The 22,532-nt window shown below is 37.8% G+C and carries 29 protein-coding genes and 2 pseudogenes; all 31 read right to left on the bottom strand.

Translation table 11 applies throughout. From position 1 onward, the window contains the following. Positions 1-53: 53 nt before the first annotated feature. The 31 genes and pseudogenes from QSJ81_RS07970 to QSJ81_RS07825 all read right to left on the bottom strand — a co-directional run bounded on the left by QSJ81_RS07970 (position 54) and on the right by QSJ81_RS07825 (position 22,100). Positions 54-734, bottom strand: a complete 681-nt coding sequence (locus tag QSJ81_RS07970; RefSeq protein WP_285716878.1) for a GntR family transcriptional regulator — start codon at positions 732-734, stop codon at positions 54-56. 633 nt (positions 735-1,367) lie between these two features. Beyond that, positions 1,368-1,784 (bottom strand): hypothetical protein, encoded by a 417-nt coding sequence (locus tag QSJ81_RS07965; protein ID WP_285716877.1) that lies wholly within the window; start codon positions 1,782-1,784, stop codon positions 1,368-1,370. A gap of 12 nt (positions 1,785-1,796) precedes the next feature. Beyond that, positions 1,797-2,213: a tetratricopeptide repeat protein gene (locus QSJ81_RS07960; RefSeq protein ID WP_285716876.1), complete on the bottom strand. Its 417-nt coding sequence runs from the start codon at positions 2,211-2,213 to the stop codon at positions 1,797-1,799. A gap of 4 nt (positions 2,214-2,217) precedes the next feature. Further along, positions 2,218-2,505, bottom strand: a complete 288-nt coding sequence (locus tag QSJ81_RS07955; RefSeq protein WP_285716875.1) for a GH-E family nuclease — start codon at positions 2,503-2,505, stop codon at positions 2,218-2,220. 239 nt (positions 2,506-2,744) lie between these two features. Continuing rightward, positions 2,745-3,401 carry a suppressor of fused domain protein gene (locus QSJ81_RS07950; RefSeq protein ID WP_285716874.1) on the bottom strand — a complete coding sequence of 219 codons (657 nt, stop codon included), beginning with the start codon at positions 3,399-3,401 and terminating at the stop codon, positions 2,745-2,747. A 546-nt stretch (positions 3,402-3,947) separates the two neighbouring features. Then, complete coding sequence (locus QSJ81_RS07945; protein ID WP_285716873.1) at positions 3,948-4,439, bottom strand: hypothetical protein; 492 nt, start codon at positions 4,437-4,439, stop codon at positions 3,948-3,950. Positions 4,440-4,467: 28 nt separating this feature from the next. Beyond that, positions 4,468-4,590 (bottom strand): hypothetical protein, encoded by a 123-nt coding sequence (locus QSJ81_RS07940; RefSeq protein WP_285716872.1) that lies wholly within the window; start codon positions 4,588-4,590, stop codon positions 4,468-4,470. A 247-nt stretch (positions 4,591-4,837) separates the two neighbouring features. Then, positions 4,838-5,290, bottom strand: a complete 453-nt coding sequence (locus QSJ81_RS07935) for a YrhA family protein (protein ID WP_285716871.1) — start codon at positions 5,288-5,290, stop codon at positions 4,838-4,840. A 270-nt stretch (positions 5,291-5,560) separates the two neighbouring features. Next, on the bottom strand, positions 5,561-5,713 hold the full coding sequence (locus tag QSJ81_RS07930) for a hypothetical protein (protein WP_285716870.1): 153 nt from the start codon (positions 5,711-5,713) through the stop codon (positions 5,561-5,563). Positions 5,714-5,876: 163 nt separating this feature from the next. Next, positions 5,877-6,374, bottom strand: a complete 498-nt coding sequence (locus tag QSJ81_RS07925) for an SMI1/KNR4 family protein (protein WP_285716869.1) — start codon at positions 6,372-6,374, stop codon at positions 5,877-5,879. Between the two features lie 288 nt (positions 6,375-6,662). Further along, complete coding sequence (locus QSJ81_RS07920) at positions 6,663-7,136, bottom strand: SMI1/KNR4 family protein (protein ID WP_285716868.1); 474 nt, start codon at positions 7,134-7,136, stop codon at positions 6,663-6,665. A 170-nt stretch (positions 7,137-7,306) separates the two neighbouring features. Beyond that, positions 7,307-7,837, bottom strand: coding sequence for an Imm21 family immunity protein (locus QSJ81_RS07915; protein WP_285716867.1), 531 nt, complete (start codon positions 7,835-7,837; stop codon positions 7,307-7,309). A 63-nt stretch (positions 7,838-7,900) separates the two neighbouring features. Beyond that, entirely contained in the window at positions 7,901-8,020 is a 120-nt protein-coding gene (locus tag QSJ81_RS25795) for an immunity protein Imm33 domain-containing protein (RefSeq protein ID WP_502929642.1), read from the bottom strand. A gap of 466 nt (positions 8,021-8,486) precedes the next feature. Beyond that, the gene (locus QSJ81_RS07910; RefSeq protein ID WP_285716866.1) at positions 8,487-8,831 is read right to left on the bottom strand and encodes a hypothetical protein; all 345 of its coding nucleotides are present in this window, start codon (positions 8,829-8,831) and stop codon (positions 8,487-8,489) included. A gap of 147 nt (positions 8,832-8,978) precedes the next feature. Further along, positions 8,979-9,374, bottom strand: coding sequence for a DUF6572 domain-containing protein (locus tag QSJ81_RS07905; protein ID WP_285716865.1), 396 nt, complete (start codon positions 9,372-9,374; stop codon positions 8,979-8,981). Beyond that, complete coding sequence (locus QSJ81_RS07900) at positions 9,346-9,693, bottom strand: hypothetical protein (RefSeq protein WP_285716864.1); 348 nt, start codon at positions 9,691-9,693, stop codon at positions 9,346-9,348. The genes QSJ81_RS07905 and QSJ81_RS07900 overlap by 29 nt, the downstream gene beginning before the upstream one ends. A 59-nt stretch (positions 9,694-9,752) precedes the next feature. Beyond that, positions 9,753-10,148, bottom strand: a complete 396-nt coding sequence (locus QSJ81_RS07895) for an Imm10 family immunity protein (RefSeq protein ID WP_285716863.1) — start codon at positions 10,146-10,148, stop codon at positions 9,753-9,755. Positions 10,149-10,166: 18 nt separating this feature from the next. Beyond that, positions 10,167-10,463 (bottom strand): annotated as a pseudogene (locus tag QSJ81_RS07890) (hypothetical protein); the annotation flags it as partial. Positions 10,464-11,073: 610 nt separating this feature from the next. Continuing rightward, a complete protein-coding gene (locus QSJ81_RS07885; protein ID WP_285716862.1) occupies positions 11,074-11,550 on the bottom strand; it encodes an immunity protein YezG family protein in 477 nt (158 codons plus the stop codon). Continuing rightward, positions 11,551-11,814: pseudogene (locus QSJ81_RS07880) on the bottom strand (DNA/RNA non-specific endonuclease); the annotation flags it as partial. Between the two features lie 95 nt (positions 11,815-11,909). After that, on the bottom strand, positions 11,910-12,767 hold the full coding sequence (locus QSJ81_RS07875) for a transposase (protein WP_285716860.1): 858 nt from the start codon (positions 12,765-12,767) through the stop codon (positions 11,910-11,912). Between the two features lie 20 nt (positions 12,768-12,787). Beyond that, the gene (locus tag QSJ81_RS07870; RefSeq protein ID WP_285716859.1) at positions 12,788-13,009 is read right to left on the bottom strand and encodes a hypothetical protein; all 222 of its coding nucleotides are present in this window, start codon (positions 13,007-13,009) and stop codon (positions 12,788-12,790) included. A gap of 412 nt (positions 13,010-13,421) precedes the next feature. Then, entirely contained in the window at positions 13,422-13,895 is a 474-nt protein-coding gene (locus QSJ81_RS07865; protein WP_285716858.1) for an SMI1/KNR4 family protein, read from the bottom strand. Between the two features lie 26 nt (positions 13,896-13,921). Beyond that, complete coding sequence (locus QSJ81_RS07860) at positions 13,922-14,530, bottom strand: HNH endonuclease signature motif containing protein (protein ID WP_285716857.1); 609 nt, start codon at positions 14,528-14,530, stop codon at positions 13,922-13,924. Positions 14,531-14,690: 160 nt separating this feature from the next. Next, complete coding sequence (locus QSJ81_RS07855; protein ID WP_285716856.1) at positions 14,691-16,454, bottom strand: contractile injection system protein, VgrG/Pvc8 family; 1,764 nt, start codon at positions 16,452-16,454, stop codon at positions 14,691-14,693. 10 nt (positions 16,455-16,464) lie between these two features. Continuing rightward, the gene (locus QSJ81_RS07850; RefSeq protein WP_285716855.1) at positions 16,465-16,845 is read right to left on the bottom strand and encodes a DUF4280 domain-containing protein; all 381 of its coding nucleotides are present in this window, start codon (positions 16,843-16,845) and stop codon (positions 16,465-16,467) included. A gap of 18 nt (positions 16,846-16,863) precedes the next feature. Next, the gene (locus QSJ81_RS07845; RefSeq protein ID WP_285716854.1) at positions 16,864-17,388 is read right to left on the bottom strand and encodes a hypothetical protein; all 525 of its coding nucleotides are present in this window, start codon (positions 17,386-17,388) and stop codon (positions 16,864-16,866) included. 14 nt (positions 17,389-17,402) lie between these two features. Then, positions 17,403-18,614 carry a pentapeptide repeat-containing protein gene (locus QSJ81_RS07840; protein ID WP_285716853.1) on the bottom strand — a complete coding sequence of 404 codons (1,212 nt, stop codon included), beginning with the start codon at positions 18,612-18,614 and terminating at the stop codon, positions 17,403-17,405. Between the two features lie 63 nt (positions 18,615-18,677). Continuing rightward, on the bottom strand, positions 18,678-20,642 hold the full coding sequence (locus QSJ81_RS07835) for a contractile injection system protein, VgrG/Pvc8 family (RefSeq protein ID WP_285716852.1): 1,965 nt from the start codon (positions 20,640-20,642) through the stop codon (positions 18,678-18,680). After that, positions 20,639-21,307, bottom strand: coding sequence for a hypothetical protein (locus QSJ81_RS07830; RefSeq protein WP_285716851.1), 669 nt, complete (start codon positions 21,305-21,307; stop codon positions 20,639-20,641). Before QSJ81_RS07830 ends, QSJ81_RS07835 begins: the two co-directional genes overlap by 4 nt. Positions 21,308-21,350: 43 nt before the next feature. Continuing rightward, a complete protein-coding gene (locus QSJ81_RS07825; RefSeq protein WP_285716850.1) occupies positions 21,351-22,100 on the bottom strand; it encodes a hypothetical protein in 750 nt (249 codons plus the stop codon). Positions 22,101-22,532: the final 432 nt, after the last annotated feature.

The raw sequence follows: 22,532 nt of genomic DNA, 5'->3' as shown, positions 1-22,532 counted from the left end.
TACGGTATACCAAATTTAATGGAGAATGGAATGACTTCCAATCTCTTCTCATTTTACTGTTTTTGTAATTGATAGTTCTTCAACAATTCTTCCTTCGAATTATTAATATGTTCAATTGTTAATTTTTCGGCCTGTACAACATCCTTATTAATGATAGCTTGTAATATTGCTTTATGCTCGCTAATCGCACTTTGACGCCGAGGTGCTTTTGATAAATTTATTTTTCGGTATCGAATCAAAGATTCTCGTAATATATGAACAAAATTCTTCATTAAAGGCATTTGAGCTGTGTTGAGAATCCACTCGTCAAATTCATTCAACCCTTTTGAGGTAGATTGAATCAGATCTCCCTTTTCTGCCTTTTCCAACTCTTCCAAAATATCTTTCATTCGGTGAATATCATAGTCAGCTATGTTCTTAATAGCATGACGTACTGCTAGGCACTCTAGTTCTTTGCGAATTTCATATATTTCTTCTATTTCCGTAATATTAAAGCCACGAACAACGACTCCCTTGCGGGGTAAGTGTTCAACAAATCCTTCTGATTCTAATTTTCGCAGTGCTTCTCGAATTGGTGTCCGGCTTACATTCAGCTTTGCCGCTATTTCTCTTTCTATCAACCTATCATCAGGCTTAATTTCACCATCAAGAATTTCCTGTTTCAAATGTTCAAATATAATGTCACGAAGCTGTTTAACCTCGGAGATTTTTTCGACAATCTTCATTTCCCGCATTTTAATCTCTCCATATATATTTTTATTGGTATACGGTATCCCATATCCTATATATTCCAATATTATCTATATACTTCGATATTCCTGCAACTAAATCAGAAATTCTTCATGAATCTTAGTCGCACTTATCCAGGGACTTAGCCGCTCTTAACTCCCACTTATATAAGTGAGCCTTGGATTCGAAAATCCTTAGAGCGAACTTACTTCGAGGTTTACAGACTGTTATCCTAACCAGAGGGCAGGATATTACAGGCTGTTAACGAGATGAGATGGGATGGGAGTCTTAGAGCGGTTTAGTCATCGGATAAATCTATTACATGAAAAGAGGAGTTACATTAAACTATAGCATGTATGGATTGGATTAACATCTATAGAAAGGTATAGACACTATCAAATGGAACCTCACTCATCACAACCTAATTCTATATTTTTCTTGTCTCGTTTACCAAAAGTAAAGAGGTTAGCAGATTTGATCTGCTAACCTCTTACTTGTGGATAGGATTATCTACAAAGATACGGACAAAGACCAGCTAACTAAAGTCAAACATAAAAAAAATGTTTGACTTTAGTTAGCTGGTCTTTTGCTTCTTCCTAGTATCACAATTATGTAGTCAGTCAGATTTTTCAGCGAGACTACTTTTTGAAAAATTTGAGATACTTCGTGTCTTCATCCTCAAAGCATCGACCTTCCGATTTTTTGTCAGCAATGCTGAAAAATTCTTTAGCTACTTCTAATTCACCTAATTCGAATGCTATTTTCCCTGCATAAAAATCTCTTTCGCCAGAATCTATTCTTGCAAATCCTGTTAAAAACATTTTTTCCGACCATTCCTTAGCTTTACTAAAATCTTTATTGATAAAACAGGTGTCAATTATGTCTTTAACAATATGATAGCTATCCTCGTAAAGTCCCTTAGGCGCAGGTATTTTCCCCCAAGCATCTTCTAGCAATTGTATAGACTGAGCATGATTGGCCTTTTCAAATTCTTCATTACTTTTGGAAATTAGGGATTCAATTTGCTCTTTTATAGGTGATTGAAGTGATGTCATTATCCATTCCTCCTAAATTAAGCCTTTAATTAAATTAAAGTATTTCTTATCCTCGTCTCTAAAAATTTTGTAACCTTCTAACATAAAAGCCCTTAGTAGATATTCTTTAGCTTTTTCAAACCCCTCACATTCAAACAAACTCTCTCCTAGCCTTAATAAAATGAATGGGTTGTCTACACCATCTGGACAGTTCATCGCATTATAGAAGTATTCCTTTGCTTTTTTGTAATCCTCTTTTAAATAATACGCATCTCCTATCGAGGCATAAAGCCATGTACTTGCCTCCCAATCATGTTTAGGTTGAGGAATCAAATCAAGTGCAGCGTTAAATTTATTTATGGCTTCATCATATCTGTCATCATCTATAAGCTCATTACCTTCGTCGGATAATCCTTCAATTTTTTCATATATTTTGTTATCTAACTCCATTTAGTCATACCTCCAGCTTATTTGAGTGGTGGCAATATCGGTCTAGTAGTTTTGCAACCGCAGAACGATTTATACTGTAATGTTCTAAATAATAATTTTTAGAGTTTCGCATCCATTCCCGTACTTCAGGAGACTTTGCACCATAGTACCTACCAGTTTCATTCCAATATTTTGCTGCATCAGTTTTGTGAGCCATGTCTGCTTTATCGAGATCATACCACCGCCCATCACTCATAAACTCCGTTTTACCGCTACGTGTAGTCCTTATTTTAGGTGGTACCTCATTTTTCATCCGTTCTATTACTCCTCGCCCTGTACGTGACTTCTTGCTTGGGTTTTTCCCTAAATATTGTAATCTTAGTTTCTTAGCTTTACTCGACCCCTTGGATACTGACGAGTCTTACAATATAGAGGAAGTAAATAACTCAAGCCTGACCCCATGGATTTCCTGACGAGTTTTACAATATAGAAGAAGCAAGGTACGCGTCCCCTTGCTTCTCTTTTATCTTGAAACACTGGTAATCCATAGTACTAAATAACTGATTTACGGAACAAATCAGAAACTTCGATTTTATTTTTTAATAATAGTTTTTCTAATTCTTCTGGCCCATTTTTTTCATAATATGTAAGTTCTTTATCAGAAATTGGAACACAGAACAACCAATCAATTTCTTTGCCATCAATTACGGTCGATTGTAGTTGTTTACTCAAAAAAGTCGAAGTCATAAAAAAAAGATGCTCCATATCACTGAATTGGTCGTAAGAGTTCGAAAAATACATCTTCCATATATCTCCCGGGAAAAGGTAACTTCCTTCTATTGCCATATAGCAACATAAATACATTAACTGATCTTCGTAAAAATTTTCCTTATCTTCCGAATCTCCTGTGAGTTTCTTAAAATCGGTGTCATCCCTTAAAATACTCACTAATTCAACTCGACGCGGTGGCTTATTATGTTGATCGTCTTTTAGTAAATACTCAGATAAACCTAATGTAGCATATGTTGTCACACCACTCTGTGGTATGTTCTGAAAAGTAAGAATGTCAAAACTTAATTTTTCTTTCCAACCAGCACGTCTCGTGAAAGTTGATTTATCGGTGAAGAAACGTCGAATTTTAGCATTTGACTCCAACGCGTATTGAATATAGCTGATCAATTTTGAATTGGTTTTTTCGGTATCAACCATTATATCCGCCTCCTAATTTATGAAATAGAATTTAAATGGTATACACTTACTTTCGAAAAGGGGATTACTCTTCATCATCACCATCGTATAACTTGTTGCCAAGAAAATCGCAAATATCAACAGCTAGAAAATACATATTACTCATATCTGGATAACCCAAGACACGGGGACGGTGGTTGTGTCTTATTTTCTTTTCATCCTGGAGATTTTTCTAATAGATTAATCCAGATCTTTAGCTTTATCTTACCCTTTATAGAGTAACTGATTTTTCAAATCTATACCTCTAGCAAAAGGTATAGATTCCCAAATCTGCTTAAAGAGATCAACAAAGAACCGTCTCACCATGAAGGTAAAGACGGCGAAGAGTTACGATTAAATTGATCCCACTTTCTAATCGCAGAGTGCGGTAATTGAGTCTTGTTAACTTCTTTCAACAATCCCTTTACATACCACTTCATGATTTTTTCGGCAAGACACTTCCACCGTCCCCTTGTCTTTCTTTTTATCCAGTTCATTCATCTATTTCTCCTGTTCTTTCACATTTTATTAATAAACTATTAGCTTTCCATTGGACCAATTTCCTTCCCAACCACAAGGGAAATTACCTTTTTCATATATAGCTAATAAATCTAGAAAAAAGATTGGTCGATTTTTGCATCCTCTATAGGCGTATTCCATTATTGCTACTAGTATATCCCAAGTAACAGTACTAACAATACTATTATCTAAATTGTTTTTTGTTATTACAGGTTCCAATTTAGGGACTACTTCTTTATTTAAATAATTTCTCGCTTCAGCGGTAAGAATATTCCAATTCGAATATTCTCTACGATATTTATCATTCAAAAATATGGTTAACCTATTCTTTGCCTCAAGCGTTACATCCTCCCAAATGGGTTGATTGTAATATTTTTTTGCTACATCCCAACCATTAATAAATTTAACTTCATAAGAGAAATCGATTGGTATCACTTTTCCACAGTTATTAAACCACTCAATTTTATTTATTCTATCAAAAATTTCATTTTCTATATTCAAGGCAAGACCTCCTCCTGTAAACAAAAACTTATTTCGTTTGATTAATCCTTCCTGGTATTCTTGGAACTTCATCTCCACCTAATAAACCATGCTGTATCCGTTGCCGTGCAGCTTGTCTTGTTACAGAAGCGGGGGGACGGTTTTTTTGCATCCTTGACTCCCCATATTACCTATTGATTCTCATAGTCTGAAGTTCTCCAACGCCCGTCGTTAAATATTTATGTAAGAAGTAAATGAGCTGTCCGCACTGATTCCTTCACCTACCAAAACCTTCGCCTTTTTATCGAACCTACTGATAGGATAATCCATCTTGGTAGTTATTTTGTTGACAATTCCATTTTACGTTTGAAATCAGTGATATTGTGTTATCTGGTCTTTCTTTTCATATAGCCTGTTGTCTAAATAAGACTATCTTTAAGTGCTTTTTCTAACATAGAATCAAAATCCTTAAATTCATGCATTAATGTTCCTGAAGGTTTATCAAGCTCAACATAGATTCCCTTTGTAATATCTAAACAATACCAGCTAATATTAGTATCTCCAAAAAACATATACTGTTTTTGATAGTCATTTTCGTACCAAAGTTCATTCGTCTCTATATATCCTGGAATCGATGGATTGTCTTTATCTTCTGTTAAAAAACTATCGACCCCATAAATTATAAATCCATTAAAGTCAATTCCATTAACATTTTGAAGAAAATTAATGTACTGATCTGGTAAAATATGATTTAATCTTTCTTTAACGCTCTTTTTTAAGAATTCTATTTGTTCATTTGAAGCAGGGACATTAAGACTATCACCATATTTCTCTTCAACTTTTCTAATTTGTGATAATTGTTCATTCCACAAAATAAAACCCTTCCTTCTTAATCTAGATTAATTACTCGGCGGATAAATATTTCCGTTTGGTATCGGCCAATCAAAAGATTTAGTTTCACCTGGGAGCATGCCTTTCGTTGAGGCATTCTGATAATTTGTTATAACCTTATGATATGGGTCATTTTTAATTAATACTAAATTATTCATATCATTCGTTCCACTATCATTCAAAGGAAGCTTGTGGTACACTTGCCACCCTTTAGGATTAAGCCCATCCTGCATTCTAGCAATATCTGCATCTCACATACCTGCGTTCTTAAGTCTCTCAGTATCTTTCGATAAGCCGTGTAAAAACTGCTTTCTCTCAGTGTTATCAAATGCTTTACGCAATTTTTCTGTTTCTTCGCCAGTCCTATTTGTATAGTTTATTTCCTCCGTTTTAACGCCTGGCAATCGGACTTTTTCACCTTTTAATGTTCCTACAAAATCTTCTCCAGCTTTCCTCGACCCCTTGGATGCTGACGAGTCTTACAATATAGAAGAAGCAAGGTACGCGTCCCCTTGCTTCTTTCTTTGCAGTCAATTTTTATTGAAAATCGGCCATCTTTTTGCTCAGTTATTCCTCTAAGTAGTCCGAATCTTTTTTTGCATCCGAAAGTCTCTCGGCAAGAAATTCTATAAAGTTACTCGCTTCTTCACTACCAAAACCATCTATGCGATCCCAAGAAATGACTGGGCATTCGTTGTCTTTCATCTTGTCGGTAGCAAGACAATATACAAATTCATCACAATCTTCAATCACTGCGTATTTCGATGGTAATCCAAAGCTGTTACGATACCTCTGTGTCTGAGTAACCACTGAAGGAGGAGTAAATTTTCCAAATCCTAAGATTCCAACCCCATAAATTCCACCCATACCAAAAGTCTGCAAAAACCATTTGTAACTACTTGAAAGGGTTACCTTTAATTCCGTTTCAATATATTTGACCTTTTCTTCATCAACACCACCAGTAAAGTAACCCTCAGCGAAATGACCACCAGTACACTTACCATCAATGAATTCAAGATCTTGAGAGTTTTCCTTAATAAATTCTATTAACTCTTCTCTATTCATATACATCACCTCTTCGAGACAATTGGGGACGCTTCTTTTTTGTCACTATTTCAATGATAAAATAGAAACGTCCCTTCTGTCGCTCTCTAATAGGATAATCCATCTTGGTAGTTATTACCTCCCCTAAAAGGTGTAGACTTGATGTCTTTCAGTAAAATACAAACTTTTTCATTTGCTTTCGAGAATAAAAAAGGACTATGTTCTTGCCATTCGGACAAAAAACTTAGCCTTTTACCTTAAGAAGCAAAGGAATCATCCCTTTGCTTATGTCTTCTTCCTGGCAACTTCTTATAGATTTATAAAATAGTCAGTCTCAACATCCATTTTCTTAATAAAATCTAATAGAGAATCTGCAATTTTATCATCAAAATATAGCACAGGGCAAATTCCATTCTCATCTTGTTGAGTCAAATCCAAAGTCAAATACACGCTTTCACCTAATTCGAAGAACACCATTTCTTTTTCAATGTCAATCATATCGCGATATTCATCGTATTCGTATCGATCTTCTCGCAGAATAAAATCTGCAATACTTCCAGGTCCCATAATCCTATCAACTGAATTACGGTCTTGACTACATAAAAATCCATATCCAACTTGTTGATACAGTGTTTTTAGTTCTTTTGGAAAACACATGTTTATACTTTTTTCTGCATCCCTTATGTCATCATCTGACACTTTATAAAACACATGTTTGCTTGCTGACTTATTATCATCACTTAAGTCAAAAACGTACTTTTTTAAAAAATTAAAATCTGTCATTTATAAAATCCTCCTGGATTTTCTTTAGAGTAAGACATTGGGACGTTTCTTTTTCCATCAACTTTTCGCTATAGAGACATTAGGACATTTAACACCTTGTTGTCAAAAAAGAAACGTCCCTTCTGTCTCATTTTGCACAAAATTTACCTTAGGCCAGGGATTGCGCCTTCTTACGAGCGCCTAAGCCTATGTATTCTAAAGCTACATTCGTCAAAATCGTAGCTGTCGATAGTATCTATAGAATATATACCTGGCTTGAGTTGGATCTCAGCGCATCCATATAACCACTCTGGACCACAATCACATGCAGCAAATAAGTAAACATAATTATCTTGTACGGAGAACTGTAAATTTGTAGCTTCAAAAAGCGACCGATCTACTGTCCTTATTTTATTAACAATCAAACTCTCGTCAACATCATCACCTATGTAGTTTAATACTACTAAAAATCCACCATTTCCATCTTCAGAGGCAATCCAAGTACTTTTTGCGACGTCTTCGCTTACTACAAGTCCACATCCATTACTTACAGGAATAATTCCAATATAGTCTTCAATATTACATGCGCGGTCATAGTCGGTTGCTTTATCATCATCTTGAATATCTGTTGTTCCCATCCAGTGTGGTACTAAACGTTTTTCTAAAAGTAAATGGGGTCCCCCATCACATTCGATCCATTTAATGATTTCGCGTTTGTTCATTTAAGAAATCCCCTCTATTCCTGATCTTATTACTAAAATACTTTTCAATTGTATTCCTTTTTATTAACTATCTTCTAACACTTTTTCATCAAACCATATGTCCTTTTCTTGTTGCGACAGATAAAAACGATATCCAAACGGTAATGGGAGATATTTAAGTAAATCTGGCCGCTTAAATGCCACATTAAAGTAAGGCTCAATTATTAAAGAATCTGGAAAAGACACGGGGACGGTGGTTGTATCTTATTTTCTTTTCATCCTGGAGATTTTTCTAATAGATTAATCCAGATCTTTAGATTTATCTTACCCTTTATAGAGTAACTGATTTTTCAAATCTATACCTCTAGCAAAAGGTATAGATTTCCAAATATGCTTAAAGAGATCAACAAAGAACCGTCTCACCATGAAGGTAAAGACGGCGAAGAGTTACGATTAAAATGATCCCACTTTCTAATACAGAGTGCGGTAATTGAGTCGTGTTAACTTCTTTCAACAATCCCTTTACATACCACTTCATGATTTCTTCGGCAAGACACTTCCACCGTCCCCTTGTCTTATTCTGTAGTTTAATTTACATCCACTAAATTATTGTATTTTTGCAGCGAATCTTTTCTAAATTTTGCAGTAAATTTTGCAGTAAATTTTACAACTATTCCTTTAGCTCTTCCACGTACTCTAAAAATGTATCTTGTAATTCCCCATCAGTATCCTTGCCATCCAGTAATAACTTAGTTTTAATATTACATCCATTAAGTGTACTACTTCCATCAATTATCCCAAATATATTTGAAATCGTGTCTATCATAGTTTGCTCAATAATATTCATTAATGCTTCTTTATTATCTTTTGATAAATTATTGTAAAGATTTAACGATTGCTTCCAATATTCGTCTGTCCTTTTATCTATAGTTGTATTATTAAATAAATCTTTGTACAGCTCTTTATTTTCTTCAACTACCGTTTTGTAAATACCTTTAATAAATACTTTATTCATTCTACTTCCTCATTTCTGGATATAATTTTTTATTCATATTAATTAATTCTTTTAATTTTGAATTCGGGATATCAGATTCTACCCTTTAAGCATAAACTTTATCTATTTTGCAGCGAGTTTTATTTAATTTTGCAGTAAGTCTTTACCTTATTTATCCCCCATAATTTCACAACTCAAGTTAAATCCTGCCTCTACAACTTTTCCATATGCAAAATTTAGAAATTCCTCTGCTCTTTCAGACAATTCATATTTTGCGTAGATTTTAATATCAAACTTTTTCCCCTTAGCTTGAGGGTAGCTTTCATAAACCTCACCACTTTCAAGAAAACTTAAATATGTATTTATTTTTTCCTGAAGCATTACCAAATGGTCATATTCGTTGTCCCAATCAAGATGGTCCGCTATAGCTAATGTAACGACACCCGTTTCTTTATTTATCCCCATACTATCAATTTTGTCTTTATCTTCTACCGACATATAGGCATCCTCACCTTCTAGTTTTTCCTTACTAGGCTTATTTAGTAGGCGGAATTTCAGTCCCACCTACAAACGGCTCTTTACCTTTTCCTACTACAGTAGCTCCTGATTCAGCTATTTCTGGATGAGCAATTTCCTGATTCTTGGTCAAAGGTGCCGTTGGTGAAGCTTTATATTCTTCTATTACGACTTCGCCTGTCTTTTCGTCTACTCCGATACCGTCCAACCTTGTTTTAGTTCCACTTTTGGTTTTTACTGTAATTTGCTCCACTACATTATCATTGTTTTCTTGCATTTTTTCTAATGATTCTTTTTCAAATGCTCTTCCAGTTTCTCTATTTTTAGCTAATGTCTCAGCTTTACTCGACCCCTTGGATAATGGCAAGTCTTACAATATAGAAGAAGCAAGGTACGCGTCCCCTTGCTTCTTTCTTCCCGAGCGAATTATGCTTCACTTTTAAAGACACCGTCTTTATCAATAAACATTTGAGCCAAATAATGCTTTACTTCAGCTAATTTTGCATCATTGGGAGAAAATACAATTTCAAGCTGTTCATCTATACCTAATTCACTTGCTGTTCTAGAATCAAATGTAATTTCAGCAAGACCATTTTTCAATACAAACTTTAAAATGTCTCCATATGCGGAGTGTACTTGATTACAATAGGTAATATGAACTTTATCGAATCCTAATTTCTTATCTTGTTCATTACTAACTGATGACTTTTGAAACAAAACATAGTCCTTTGTTTCAAATTCATCATCAGCAAAACCTACCATAATAACGTCATTTTCATCAACTTGTGCATATAAGAAACTTGATTCAAATTTTGTTGTCATAGCTTATCTACCTCCTATTTATGGCCATTTTTGGGTTTTTCCATCTTGCCGCCATTGATAGCGAATGTCTGCTCCCGTTTCTTTCATTGCTCTATTCATATATCCTTTGCAAGAAGGACAAGGTGGACGTTGACCAGTAATAGTCATTGTTTGTCCCTCTTTAAGAGGCGTTTGTGTGACCGCCCTTGCCTCTGTATGACTTGCAAGTGTATTTTTAGGAAAGCCTAATGCTTTTTCTTCTACAGTCATGTTACCACTTACTACACGCTCATGCGATATTACTTTCCCATCTACATCTCTTACCATTACATTTGCATTATGATGATTTGGGTCGACACCTTTTGGTCCAGTTCTTTTTACTACAGCTTTTCTCGTCCCCGTACGCTTGAACGCTTGCGCTGACTTGGCAAGTAGTCACTCTGTTTCAGCAGCTTTCTTTAATTTTCTGGCACCAACAATCCCTTTACCTAATTTTCTTAGACTCTTAATTGTTTTACCGGATTTAAAGAGTTTTTTAATTAACTTAGCAAGGACAATTTGGGGTCTACTGGAGTTTATCTTACCCTTTATAGAGTAACTGATTTTTCAAATCTATACCTCTAGCAAAAGGTATAGATTCCCAGATGCATTTTAAGAGATTAATAAAGAACCGTCTCACCATGAAGGTAAAGACGGCGAAGAATGCGTAGTTGAGTCTTGTTAACTTCTTTCAACAATCCCTTTACTTACCCCAGTCACTCTGGATATTTGTCTGATAAATAAGCCACGTTCTTTTAATTTTTTGTTAAAGACATTTCGGTCTAATGCACTAAAAAGACGGTGGCACTGCCACAAGACAGTACCACCGTCCCCTTGTCTTAGGCCAAAGAGAGAGGTCAAGGGATTATCACATCCTTTGACCTCTAGCAACTAATTCAACACAATCTTATTTCAAGCTCCGTAAATAATCTTGAAGTATTTTCACATCTCTCTTTCTATCGGCAGGTGGCTCAATTCTAAGGTTGTTATATTCCCAAATTATTTGTCTTTCATAGTCATCTATCTCTGATAATTCTGTATAGTCATAATCTATTTTGAACTCCCCAGTACTCTCAAGTATGAATGTAAGATTGGTCCATAAATCTTGTTTACTATTTTTAAATTCTTCCCAAAGTTCCTTACAGCAATTGCATAGATCCAATGTAAGCATATCCATGGAATCCTCATCAACATCAAATATATCTACAATATCGGGGCTGTACACTGTATTCTTCTGACCTTGTGGATAGTAATGAAAATAAAAGGATTGAACCCCTTCACTTACCTGTGCATACAAATATACTTTATCCCACTCCTCAGGAATCATTTCGCTGACAATATTGGCTATTTTGCCATAGATATCTTCCATAACGCTTGTTTCCATTTATATCCCTCCTGGCGAATTATTAAATATTACAGGCTTTTGCTTTCGACCATCTATTGTTGAATTTATTATATAACTCGAAGGTCTTGTAGAATCCCCTTGATAAACTGGTTTTATTTTTACTTCTACCTTTTGTCCATTTTTCAAGGCCGTCTCCCATGAATTTTCTAACTTCTTAAACTCTCCTCTATTTAGGTTTGAGTTCATTGGGACAATATTATCAACTTTACCAGAACCATCAAACCTCGTTCCTATCAAATGACCGCCATCATCGGTTTTAGCCTATCAGCACCGCCAGCTTTCTTTTGGTGATTTGGGACAATTTAGGGTCAGGCTTGAGTTATATAAAAATTGACTTATTACCTTCTAACTTTCAGTAACTCTTGCCAAATCCTTGTAATGTTCGCTGGATCAATCTGTAATACTTTGGCTAACTGCGTTCTTGTCATTAGATTTCTCTCTATCACTTCATAAATCAATCTCTTTCTGGCTGCCACCACCTGCCGTATTCGACACTTTCCTAGCAACTGCTCTTGATTCACTTGTTTCTCTATAGTGATCATTTCTACTAGCTCTTCCCACGTTAGTTCCATCCCTGTTCTTTCTGCTTCTTCTTTTATGATAGTTCTCTGATCTTCGTTTACTTCTACGCTTTCATTTTTATATTCCGGTTTATCAACTACTGTCTCCACTAACTTCAGGTATTGCTCCATTGCCTTATCATGATTGGAACTCAATATATTCAATATAAATTCCACATTTACTAACCCTTGTACTCTTCTAATATATGATTTATGACTGCTCCACCTATGGTTGATTCCCTCTGGTATGTTTGCCCGTACTGGATTCTGATGTATATAGCATATAAGAGCCATTAAATAACTCTCTTTTTCGCATAAGAAGGCCTTGTAGCGTTGTTCAAATACATGTCCGCTGTGTTTACAGTGCCAATTGTAATACTGCGTATATCTCTGTTGGATACCTTGCATTATTTTTGACAATGGATTTTTCCCTATTTGAAGCAGTAAGTGAACGTGATTGTCCATAATCACATAAGCGTATAATTGAAAGTCATATCGTTCTTTATAGTCTGCTACGATTTCTATATACTTTTCTTTTTCTTCATCTGTTTCAAATATATTTGATCGATTATTTCCCCTAGCTATTACATGATAGAGTGCACCGTCGTAATGCACCCTTGGCTTTCTTGCCATCATTTCCACCTGCCAATCCTACTTTATCTCAGATTAGCAGACCATCTACTATAAGTCAATTTTCTAAATAACTCAAGCCTGACCCCATGGATTTCCCGAGCTTGCGCTGACACACGGGCAAAGAAATACTCAAATCCACGGATGTCATGAGTGATTTCAAATTGCTCTACGATCCCATTAGGGCCACCGATAGCAACAGCATGTTTGTGACAACCTACATCTACGCCAACTAATAATTGTTGCATTTGCTTGTCCTCCCACATTTCGTTGTGCGCCACCCTTTTTGTTATCCAACATTACGTCTACTAACAGAGCCACTTCCCACTGGACGGCATCATCCCGGTCAACGTCACGGATAACAAAAAAACGAGGGCGGCATTTCAGAGCTGAGTCAACTCACTTTCGCAAGCAACTAACCCCATGAGCCACACCCTCGTCTATTTTTTATTATATCACTTTATTTCGGGAATGTGTCTCATAAATACTATGGTAGACCCCATGGACCTCCCTGACGAGTCTTACAATATAGAAGAAGCAAGGTACGCGTCCCCTTGCTTCTTTCCACTTCCTGACAATCGTAGTTCTGTAGTAAGTTTGGTTGCAGTTAGATCTCACAGAATTGATTACAGGAAATTTTTCTTGTATCCTACCACATTCTTATAGATTTATGAAATAGTCAGTCTCGGCATCCATCTTCTTAACAAAATCAAGTATCGAATCTGCAATCTTGTTCCCAAAGCATAAAACAGGACACACACCATTTTCATCTTCTTGAGTCAGATCCAAACTCAAATACGAGCTTTCAGCTACTTCAAAAAATACCATTTCTTTCTCAATATCAATCATGTCCCTATATTCATCATATTCAAATCGATCTTCGCGTAGAATAAAATCTGCAATACTGCCTGGATCCATAATTCTATCATTCAACTTTTTATCTTGTTTACATAAAAAACCATATCCGATCTGCTGATAAAACTCTTTGAGTTCTTTAGGAAAACGCCTATTTATACTTTTCTCTGCATCTTCTACTTCATCATTTGATAATTCATGAAACGCGTGCTTGCTTGTTAATCGTTTATCATCCTTAAGGTCAAAAACATATTCCTTCAAGAAACTAAAATCCGCCATTTATAAGTTCCTCCTGTAAATTATTATTAAGGAAAAAGCTCCTTTGCAATACTTCCCGAGCCATGAATCCCTGCTTGATGCTCTATCGGATTAGAAGCTGGATGTGAATTCCACCAAGTGTTTGGTCCGCCGTATTTTCTTTCAATTATATGATGCAAATCATAATTATCGCCTTCATAAAGATAAGGTTTACCATTTTTAGAATATACATCCTCTTTATACTTTGGCCATTCTTGGTCTGTTTTTTGGGACCACTCATCTCGCATTTTATCTCTTTGTTTATAATAGTCAGTTGTATGATCCTCATAAGCTTTTTTATCTAATGGTTTAGAATAATCCCCATTTTTGATGGCATTCTTCAATTCTCTTATTTGATTCCTTGGTATTTTTCTACCTGTCTTTTTCTCAATCTCTCTAAGGTATGCTCTATACTTCAAGGCATTTTTCAGGTTAGCCTTACTCGTCCCCGTACGCTTGAACGCTTGCGCTGACTTGGCAAGTAGTGACTCTGTTTCAGCAGCTTTCTTTAATTTTCTGGCACCAACAATCCCTTTACCTAATTTTCTTAGACTTTTGATGGATTTACCGGATTTAAAGAGTTTTTTAATTAACTTAGCAAGACTCCCTAATCCCATATCCGTATGTCTCCATTTAATTTTACCAAATTATTCATATGACCACAATGTATATGTCCTTGGTTCATTCTTCTTCCTCTCCATCTGTTTTCATATCACACTGAGCTAACTCTCAGTCTATTTCTTTTTTATCGAATAGTACTGTTGTTGATAATGTGTTTCACTTGCTGTATACTCTAGCTTTTGGGGAAGATGCTCCACTTTCATGGGCATAGGTGCCTACTGCCAGCCCCCCTTCTACTGCGATTCTGGCTCCCGTTGTTAATACTTTTCCACCAGGAATGAGACCGACAACAGCGGTAGTTGCATGGAGGGCACCTCCTACCATGTCTCCTGATTTAAAGCATTTGTAGGCATCATAGGCGTCTACCACTGATCCTACTACCGGGATGAGGCCAACGGCAGCCACTAGAATGGGATGTTCTTCCTGAAAATTGTCTATCATGTTTTCTAGCGTTGCTTCTTTTTGTTTTAAAGGAGAGAATTCACTTTTGGCAACACCGTCTATTTGCACTTTGGTGGGTCCAAAAACATCAGCCTCTTCTTTGAGGATGATACTGCCATCACCACAGACTACGTAAGCTCCAAGAGCACCTTCCATTTCAATGTTTTTTCCGGCTGTTAGCTTTAGGTTGACGTCGGCTCCCATGCCGATATGTTGTTTACTTTCGATGAAGATGCCGTCTGGATCGGTCATTCGGATCGTGATTTTGTCACCAGCGCTTTCATCTGTGGTATAGGATAAGGTCTCCGGAGATAAAAAGAGTTCTTTGCGTTCGCTGTTGGTGAAGTAGCGGTTATTGTAGTCTGCCGTTTTTTTGCAGCCACCGCCGTTCTTCCTTGCACCACTGACACCGATAGCGTTTGCCTCCCAGCCATCTCTAAAGTAGAGGTTGATATCTTCTCCATTATGGGGCATACAGTACAGGAAGTTATTGGTGGGGGCAGAATAGGGAAACCATATGGCAGTCGCTTCGTCCTGTTCCTCGTCAATATCCAGGTGGATTTTGGAGTGGATGTTACTGCTTGTTAGGACTTTTCCTGTGAGGGCTACGCTTCTGAGGTTGTGATTTTCGGTATGAGATAGAGCCATTTTTTCTGAGAAAGCCAGGGTGTAGGTGTTTTTCAGGAGACCTTTTTCTATTTTAGTGATGATTTTAATGATGGTCAGTTGTTGGCCGTTATAGTCAACTCTTTCCCCGAGTGTCAGAATTTCATAGCCAACGTCTTCATAGGTGATAAGGTCTGTTTCCTTGATCTCTTCACTCAGGTTGTTGGCAAGAGCCAGATATTTTTCAATATCTCTGCTGGCTATCTTTTTGGCTGTGGCGGTTAGCGACTTTGACGGAGCATCAGGCAGTCCCAGATAGAATCGTGGCCGATGATTGGCATCGGAGTAGTCAGGCAACAGCACGGTGCCTTCTCTGGCTGCTATGCGTTTTAGAAATTCCCAGTCTGTTTCCCAGTATTGTACAGCAAAGGTGGTATAAGTTTTGCCTTCAGGCAGGTTGATCCTATAGTCTTTTTCCGGATAGTCTTTAAGAATATCGGCTACCAATTCGTTGTAGGATATACCAAGGTTTTGATAGGAACGGGATTTTTTGTTGACGTCCAGTTTCGACGTCCAGGAATGGCCTGTAATCTCCACAGTTTTAAGGTCAGCCTGATAGGTCATGCCTATACTCGTACATATCCCGGTAAAGAAGGGCAGGTCACGACCGGGAAGGTTGATTTCTATAGGAGATTCTGGTGCAACGCTTTCTATATCAGAGACTTTCAGGGTGTCAGGGGCTGTACCTGTTAGACGCAGCTTCACATGTTCACCAATGGCTTGGATTATGGTTAGCTCGACAAGGCTTTGCAGGGGTACCGGTAGGATGCAGGTTATATCACTGTAGCTAAAGGCTTGTTGCTTTTTTTCCATCTCTTTACTCCTACTCCTGACCGTCTTTAGTAATCTTGATAACGCCACCCTGTACACAGAAGTTAACGCTGGTGTTTAAGAGCGCCTGCTGCTCTTCAATGAGCACATCTTTTTTTCCATCTGTCCAGGGTCCTAAAATACTGGGACTACAAGGGGGCAATCCTGGTTTCAAACAGGTTCCGAAGGGCATTATATTGGCTCCCGGCTGATAATCCATGATGTTGAGCTGCGGTTTGTCTTGAAGATACACGCCATGACATCGGGGAAGGTCTAGCTGGCTAGGAGAGGTTCCCTTGGAGCAAGTGACTTTTGCTCCTCTTACCACATAGCTTTGGGCTTCTGCCCCACCTACCATTTCGATGAGGTCCTTAATAGTCTGCAATACATCCACTTACATTCACTCCTTCGCTCACTGATTGGTTAGAACTGGTTTTAGTCCAATCCCATAGAATTCCCGTCGTAGAAGACTTTCGGCTACGTCAAGGCGAACGACAAAATATTCCTCCAGGATACCACCAATTCTAAATACAGGGATGCTCCTAACCTTTTTCTCATCCAGCACCATTTTTTTTAGGGTATGGTTTGGATGAAAGACGGTTTCAGAAGCTAAACAGTCTGCTATTTTTACATCGATTAGCCAATAGAGGTGTTGCTCCATTTTTTTTATATCATTGAACATTACTGGGGTAGATTGGATATTCCGATCATATTGCACGAGTATATTTTTCACTCCGGTGTTTACAAGATAAACAGACTGGTCGATGATGGCACTGTATTCCCAGTCCTCGCTGTTATGGAGGGAAAAAGCCATCGCTTCTGTTATTTTTATATCTTTTTTTGTGCTGGTGATTTTTCTAGGAACGATCTCGATGAGTTCCTTCGGTACCCTCGGGCCATTAATCCGGGTGTCTTGGGTAAGAATGAAGTATTCCATTTTGAGCCTCCTGTCTATGAACTAATTTGCCTTTTTTGTTCTTCGTCCAGGTTTATGCTAGTGAGGCAACCTGAAGGAAACCTCGCCTCACTAAGATCAGCATCTTCAAATCGGCAGTTGATTAAGACGGCTTTTTGCAGTTGGGCATGGCTTAGGTCGGCACCGCTGAAGTCACAGCCAATCAAGATGGCTTCCTGAAAATTGGTTTTATCCAGGCTGCTGTAGCGAAAAGATACCTGTTCTAGCTTGGCTCCGTTGAAATCAGCTCCTGTAAGTTCGCTGTAAGAGAAGTCCGTTTCTGTGATCTGCGTATGATGAAAGCTTGCTCCTGCCAATATATCAATGAGCATTTCTTCTTCTGTACCTTCCTCATGATATAGGTCTGTTTGCGAGCCACGACTTTGTAGAAAGGTTGTCCCTTTGATAATCGCGTCATCAAAAATGGCACCGTTCATCTGACTGTAGGAAAAGTCACTGTCATTTATGACGCACTGACTAAAGTCGCTACCATATAGTAAGGTATCACTAAGATTGACTTGCTTTAGTAGGCAGTGATTCAGTCGGGCGTAGCTTAAGGTATTGCCTTCATAGTCTCCATGGGATAAATCAAGGTCGTTCAGTACAGTGGCAAAGTAGCTGTCTTCGATCTTTTTCTCTAACCATCTCTTGATATTTGCACTGTCTTTGACGGTTACGTCATACGAGTACACGGTTTCACTAAGATCCTTATATTCTCCCACCCAGATGTTGACTCGTGACTCTTTATTGATAGCCGAAAATTCTTCACTGAACACGGCCTGCTTTAATGCCTGCCGAGCCGTTAAAATCATATAGGGAAGATAGGCAAAAGCCTGCCTACGTTTAATGGTATCTACATAGCAGGGGTTGATTTTGCCGGCGTATTTTTTTCGTTCTTGTTCCAATCTACGGCAAGTTTGATACAAGGGGCTAAATAGCCAAGAAGTATCAAAGCGAAGAGAACATTCTTGTTCATCGTTATAGCCATTTTTATCATAGGCATCCAGCCGCCAAACTGGTTTTTCCTGCAGGAGAGCTGTGTACAACATAGAGCAGCAAAGGTAACTCACTGTTTTTTTTTGCCCTGCATCCTGCATTTGGCGGACTTGGCGGAAAAATTCTATAAAAGTTGCTGCCAACTCTTCCGCCAGTCTGTCTCTGTGCTGACGATAGTACTGGTCGACCTGTTCTAGAGCCTGTTTGCACATATCTCGAGCGCAGGTCTGCCAAAAATGCTGTTGTGCTTCTTCTCTTGTCATACGCGCCTCCTGTTAGTTTGTCTTCACTTTGTCACCTTGTATTTTTATAATGTTTTCCTTGTCCATCGTTATGGTGGACGTGCGACCTTTTAATGTAAGGCTTTCGCCTGCTGTAATCAGAAGTTCTTTATCAGCTTTAAGATAGATGTTTTCTTTCGCATTGATGGTAATATCTTTTTCACTGACAATGGTGATACCATCAGCGTCAGTTAGGTTAATAAAGATTTGGCCTGCTTTATTGGTGATATAGATACCGTCCGGTGTAAACAATACTTCTTTGCCATATTTGTTACTGAAGGATTTTTGGTCTGGATCAGAACGGGGCTCGTCGTCGTCTTTATCACGGCTTTGCCCAGCTAAGGACTGATCACTGTTGACAGAGCTTGCAGCTACAGAATCTTCTTCCTTGTGATTGGGAAAGTGTATGTGTACCGTGTCACCGGGTTCCGGCATACAATACCACCCGCTGCCATCAGGTGAAGAAAAGACAGTGGAATAGGGGAAATACCAGTCAGCATTGCCATCCCATTCTGGATCAATTTCCACAATATGAGCTTGGACTTTGTCTTTTGTTATTACTTTGACCTGAGCCATTAACGATACGCCAATAAGTTCTTCGTTAAAAAGATCCTTTTGCACTAATCCTATTTTGCTTACTAGGGTATAGCTATATTTGATAATGCCTTGTTCCAATACTGCGGCAATCTCCCGGACATAGAGGGTATGATTCAGAAAACTCACAGCATCACCTATGGCCAGTCGGTCAAAGCTATCTATTCGGTAAGTAATGAAATCGGTATCGTCCAGGCTGGGATTTGAATGGGTAACATCATTGGCTTGAACGGTCTGATAATCCCCTAGGTTCTTTTGTACACTATAGGCAGCAACTTTGATTTCTTTGGCTTCCTGGCCTATGGATACACCAAAATAAAGCTGCGCCTCGTCAGAATTGGCTACCGGCACCAGCCCCGTGTTAAAGTGAGATGCCATACGTTTTAAAAACTCCCAGTCCGTTTCTTTGTACTGGACAATCAGTTTTCCTGTCTGTTTCGTATCTTCACAATTTTTAACGTTAATTTGTCCCTCAGTAACCTGTTGAATAATGTCATCATAACTAGCAGTAGTCTGTTGGAAGGATCGGCTATTTTTCTTTATATCCAAAACATAGCTTGGACTAACAATTTCGGCTTCAATGTATTTTAGTTCACTGGTCTGTGTTTGTTTCACATTTAGAATAAGTCCCTGAAAAAGACGTTCAATATTTCCTTCTTCATCAACACTGTATAGGGCGGCCGCTTTTCCAGCGTTTGTATCTTGAATAGTTTGATCCTCCGCTTTTGCTGGCTGGTCACCATCTTTTTGCTCGGCAGAAGGAGCAAGAACTCCTCTGATATATAGTTTGGCATGTTGATTAATAGTCTGAAACATTTGAACTTCTAAGATATCCGCCAGTTCATACGGTTCAAAACGAATTTTATGACTGGTAATGGACGGCCCCACTGACGGAGGCGGTCCGCCTTTCTCTTCTTGTTTTTCTTCTGTTGATGAGTCCTTTTGGGGAAGGATACCTTGTTTTTTAGCTTTATCCAGAATACTGGGTAAGTGGTTTATTATATTGGCAGCATTTAGGCCAAGAGATTTAGCACTAGAAATCAGTGTGGCGGCTTTGTTCATATCTGCCATACCTTGTGAAAGTACTCCGTCGTTTACAGCACTGATAAGACAGTCGTTTACGGCTGTCGACGTAAGTTTGCCACTACTCAGAGCACCAGTATCAGCAGCAGTTTTCAAAAAGTTTGTTAATGGAACTGCGTTTTCATCTTTCATGAGTCCCAAACCAGAAGCTGATTGGACAAAACCCGATATATTGCTCAGATCATTTTTTCCCAGTGCTGCCATTTTGCTGCCCAAAGTTGTGTTAGATCCGGCCATAGATGAAATGGAGGGAATAGATGGGAAGCCTTGCTTTATATTCATATCTCTTCCTCCATTTCACTATCTGACTTTTCAATGTCTCGACTGGTAATTTTAATGGTATGCAGAATATCCAGTGCAAGGGGTTTCCATCGGGTCTTTTGTTTGTCTGGACAATTGAGGCTTACTATTAGTGCTCTATTCTCCAGGGATGTACAGAGAACGAAGTTATAAAGGTCCTCACCTAAACCAGGCACAGAAAAGTCATACCACGCTACCCAGAGGCCATTATCCGTTTTGACCAGCCCATCTTCAAAAAACCTAGCTTTCGTGGCTTTATTCGTCATCGTTATCATATCATCAGCAAAACTAGCTATTTCTCCTTCACCTTGCCGAAGCAAATTGATAGTATGGTTAATCGTAACGTTGATGGCTGTCGTTGGATCGCTTAGAATAATAGGCGGCCTGCCTTCATAGGGATATTTAAGTTTGGCTAATTCCAGCGGCAAATCCATCCAATTTTGAGGTAAAATGATTTCCAGCTTATTATCAAAGAATTTCCGTGGAACAAATTGCACGCTTTCACCATAGATAGTTGCTTGTCCTTCTGTGATCTTCTGGGCTGCTATTTCTGCAGCTAGGGTTGCTTCTGTAGTCTCTTCCACTGCTACATCCGCTATTTGTTTACGTACTCTTAGAATTTTTTCATCCAGATATTCGCGGGTCATAATCTCTGCCTCCTCACTCTTAATGTATTACCTAGCTTTTTAGCTACATTTCTGCCCTACCATCCAACTCTATTGTTTCATTCCTATTCTTCTTGCTTGTATAATCTAAGTTAAGAAAAAGAATCGTTGTTGCAACAATATAAAATCCAAATACAATAACATACATGCATATACCAAATATCATTCTAATCACTTCAGGTAGTAAAAATGATACAAATCCGAGCCCAAAAGACATTGCAATATATATTAAACTTATCACAAACAATATCCAAAATACTTTCCACCAACGTCCTTCGACTAAGGACTTACTGTAATCTAAGGCAGCTTTCCCACCTATTCCACGTAAAACAACTACTTGCATAAAAAACACATAATATAAAGTCCAAATTATCCCTGGAATTACTAATAACAAAGAAAGTCCAAACAATATTAATGATGCTAATAGGCTTGTTCCTATGTAACTTCCTAATCTAGAAAAAGCCTTACGAAGAACCGTTTTCCAATTCATTCGATTCTCATCAGTCTTTACCGTGTTCTCTACAACTAAGGCAACCCCCAACATTACCGTGGAACTCAGAACCATTCCTATCATTATGAATACGAATAGCAACACTGCATTCTTCGAATCTAGCTTTCCACCTTGCTCAACTATAATAGAATTCATCATTACACTCGGCAAAAAAAGAGTCATTAACATTGCTGTTATCAATTTAAATTGTTTACAATACACTGACCAGGTCTTTGCTAGCACATCACTTACACCAAATTCTTGTTCATTTATTTCTTTTAACACCTAAACACTCCTCATACTTTTTCATTCTCTGTTTTATCCTATAGTCTACTTTAATAATCAGCTTGATTTTTGCACTATTGCTTTCTCTGACCCAAGATTACAAGAATCATTTTTTACTGCTACTCACGGATCCCAGATATTTCCTAATTTTAAAACTAAGTTCTTTAGATTTATCTTCCTCTACTCAATTCCCTTATAGAATAAACGGTTTTTGAATTTATTACCTCTAGCAAAAGGTATAGATTCCCAGATTTATTTAAAAATAGCAAAAAAAAGAACCGCCTCTCCCTGAATAGGAAGACGAACATCTTCTGCATCTTCCGTTTTGATAATCTGCGGTCGATCACCGAAAGGGGATTTGAGCATTGGCATTTCAGCTGGCATATTAAAAAGAGTGACATTTTATAACTATGCGACAAAAAAAATTACCTT

The organism is Pelosinus sp. IPA-1, from assembly GCF_030269905.1.
GTDB lineage: Bacteria > Bacillota > Negativicutes > DSM-13327 > DSM-13327 > Pelosinus.
Note: the sequence above shows the minus strand (reverse complement) of the source record. Positions and strands in the feature narration are given on the sequence as shown.

Excerpts from the sequence above, each read along its gene's own strand:
- QSJ81_RS07970 (WP_285716878.1), bottom strand. The coding sequence starts at position 734 with ATGCGGGAAATGAAGATTGTCGAAAAAATCTCCGAGGTTAAACAGCTT.
- QSJ81_RS07875 (WP_285716860.1), bottom strand. The coding sequence starts at position 12,767 with ATGATGGCAAGAAAGCCAAGGGTGCATTACGACGGTGCACTCTATCAT.
- QSJ81_RS07860 (WP_285716857.1), bottom strand. The coding sequence starts at position 14,530 with ATGGGATTAGGGAGTCTTGCTAAGTTAATTAAAAAACTCTTTAAATCC.
- QSJ81_RS07885 (WP_285716862.1), bottom strand. The coding sequence starts at position 11,550 with ATGGAAACAAGCGTTATGGAAGATATCTATGGCAAAATAGCCAATATT.
- QSJ81_RS07955 (WP_285716875.1), bottom strand. The coding sequence starts at position 2,505 with ATGAAAAATGAGGTACCACCTAAAATAAGGACTACACGTAGCGGTAAA.
- QSJ81_RS07870 (WP_285716859.1), bottom strand. The coding sequence starts at position 13,009 with ATGCAACAATTATTAGTTGGCGTAGATGTAGGTTGTCACAAACATGCT.
- QSJ81_RS07895 (WP_285716863.1), bottom strand. The coding sequence starts at position 10,148 with ATGACAACAAAATTTGAATCAAGTTTCTTATATGCACAAGTTGATGAA.
- QSJ81_RS07845 (WP_285716854.1), bottom strand. The coding sequence starts at position 17,388 with ATGGAATACTTCATTCTTACCCAAGACACCCGGATTAATGGCCCGAGG.
- QSJ81_RS07965 (WP_285716877.1), bottom strand. The coding sequence starts at position 1,784 with ATGACATCACTTCAATCACCTATAAAAGAGCAAATTGAATCCCTAATT.
- QSJ81_RS07950 (WP_285716874.1), bottom strand. The coding sequence starts at position 3,401 with ATGGTTGATACCGAAAAAACCAATTCAAAATTGATCAGCTATATTCAA.
- QSJ81_RS07830 (WP_285716851.1), bottom strand. The coding sequence starts at position 21,307 with ATGACCCGCGAATATCTGGATGAAAAAATTCTAAGAGTACGTAAACAA.
- QSJ81_RS07920 (WP_285716868.1), bottom strand. The coding sequence starts at position 7,136 with ATGACAGATTTTAATTTTTTAAAAAAGTACGTTTTTGACTTAAGTGAT.
- QSJ81_RS07835 (WP_285716852.1), bottom strand. The coding sequence starts at position 20,642 with ATGAATATAAAGCAAGGCTTCCCATCTATTCCCTCCATTTCATCTATG.
- QSJ81_RS07940 (WP_285716872.1), bottom strand. The coding sequence starts at position 4,590 with ATGCAAAAAAACCGTCCCCCCGCTTCTGTAACAAGACAAGCTGCACGG.
- QSJ81_RS07840 (WP_285716853.1), bottom strand. The coding sequence starts at position 18,614 with ATGTGCAAACAGGCTCTAGAACAGGTCGACCAGTACTATCGTCAGCAC.
- QSJ81_RS07915 (WP_285716867.1), bottom strand. The coding sequence starts at position 7,837 with ATGAACAAACGCGAAATCATTAAATGGATCGAATGTGATGGGGGACCC.
- QSJ81_RS07865 (WP_285716858.1), bottom strand. The coding sequence starts at position 13,895 with ATGGCGGATTTTAGTTTCTTGAAGGAATATGTTTTTGACCTTAAGGAT.
- QSJ81_RS07910 (WP_285716866.1), bottom strand. The coding sequence starts at position 8,831 with ATGAATAAAGTATTTATTAAAGGTATTTACAAAACGGTAGTTGAAGAA.
- QSJ81_RS07925 (WP_285716869.1), bottom strand. The coding sequence starts at position 6,374 with ATGAATAGAGAAGAGTTAATAGAATTTATTAAGGAAAACTCTCAAGAT.
- QSJ81_RS07855 (WP_285716856.1), bottom strand. The coding sequence starts at position 16,454 with ATGGAAAAAAAGCAACAAGCCTTTAGCTACAGTGATATAACCTGCATC.
- QSJ81_RS07960 (WP_285716876.1), bottom strand. The coding sequence starts at position 2,213 with ATGGAGTTAGATAACAAAATATATGAAAAAATTGAAGGATTATCCGAC.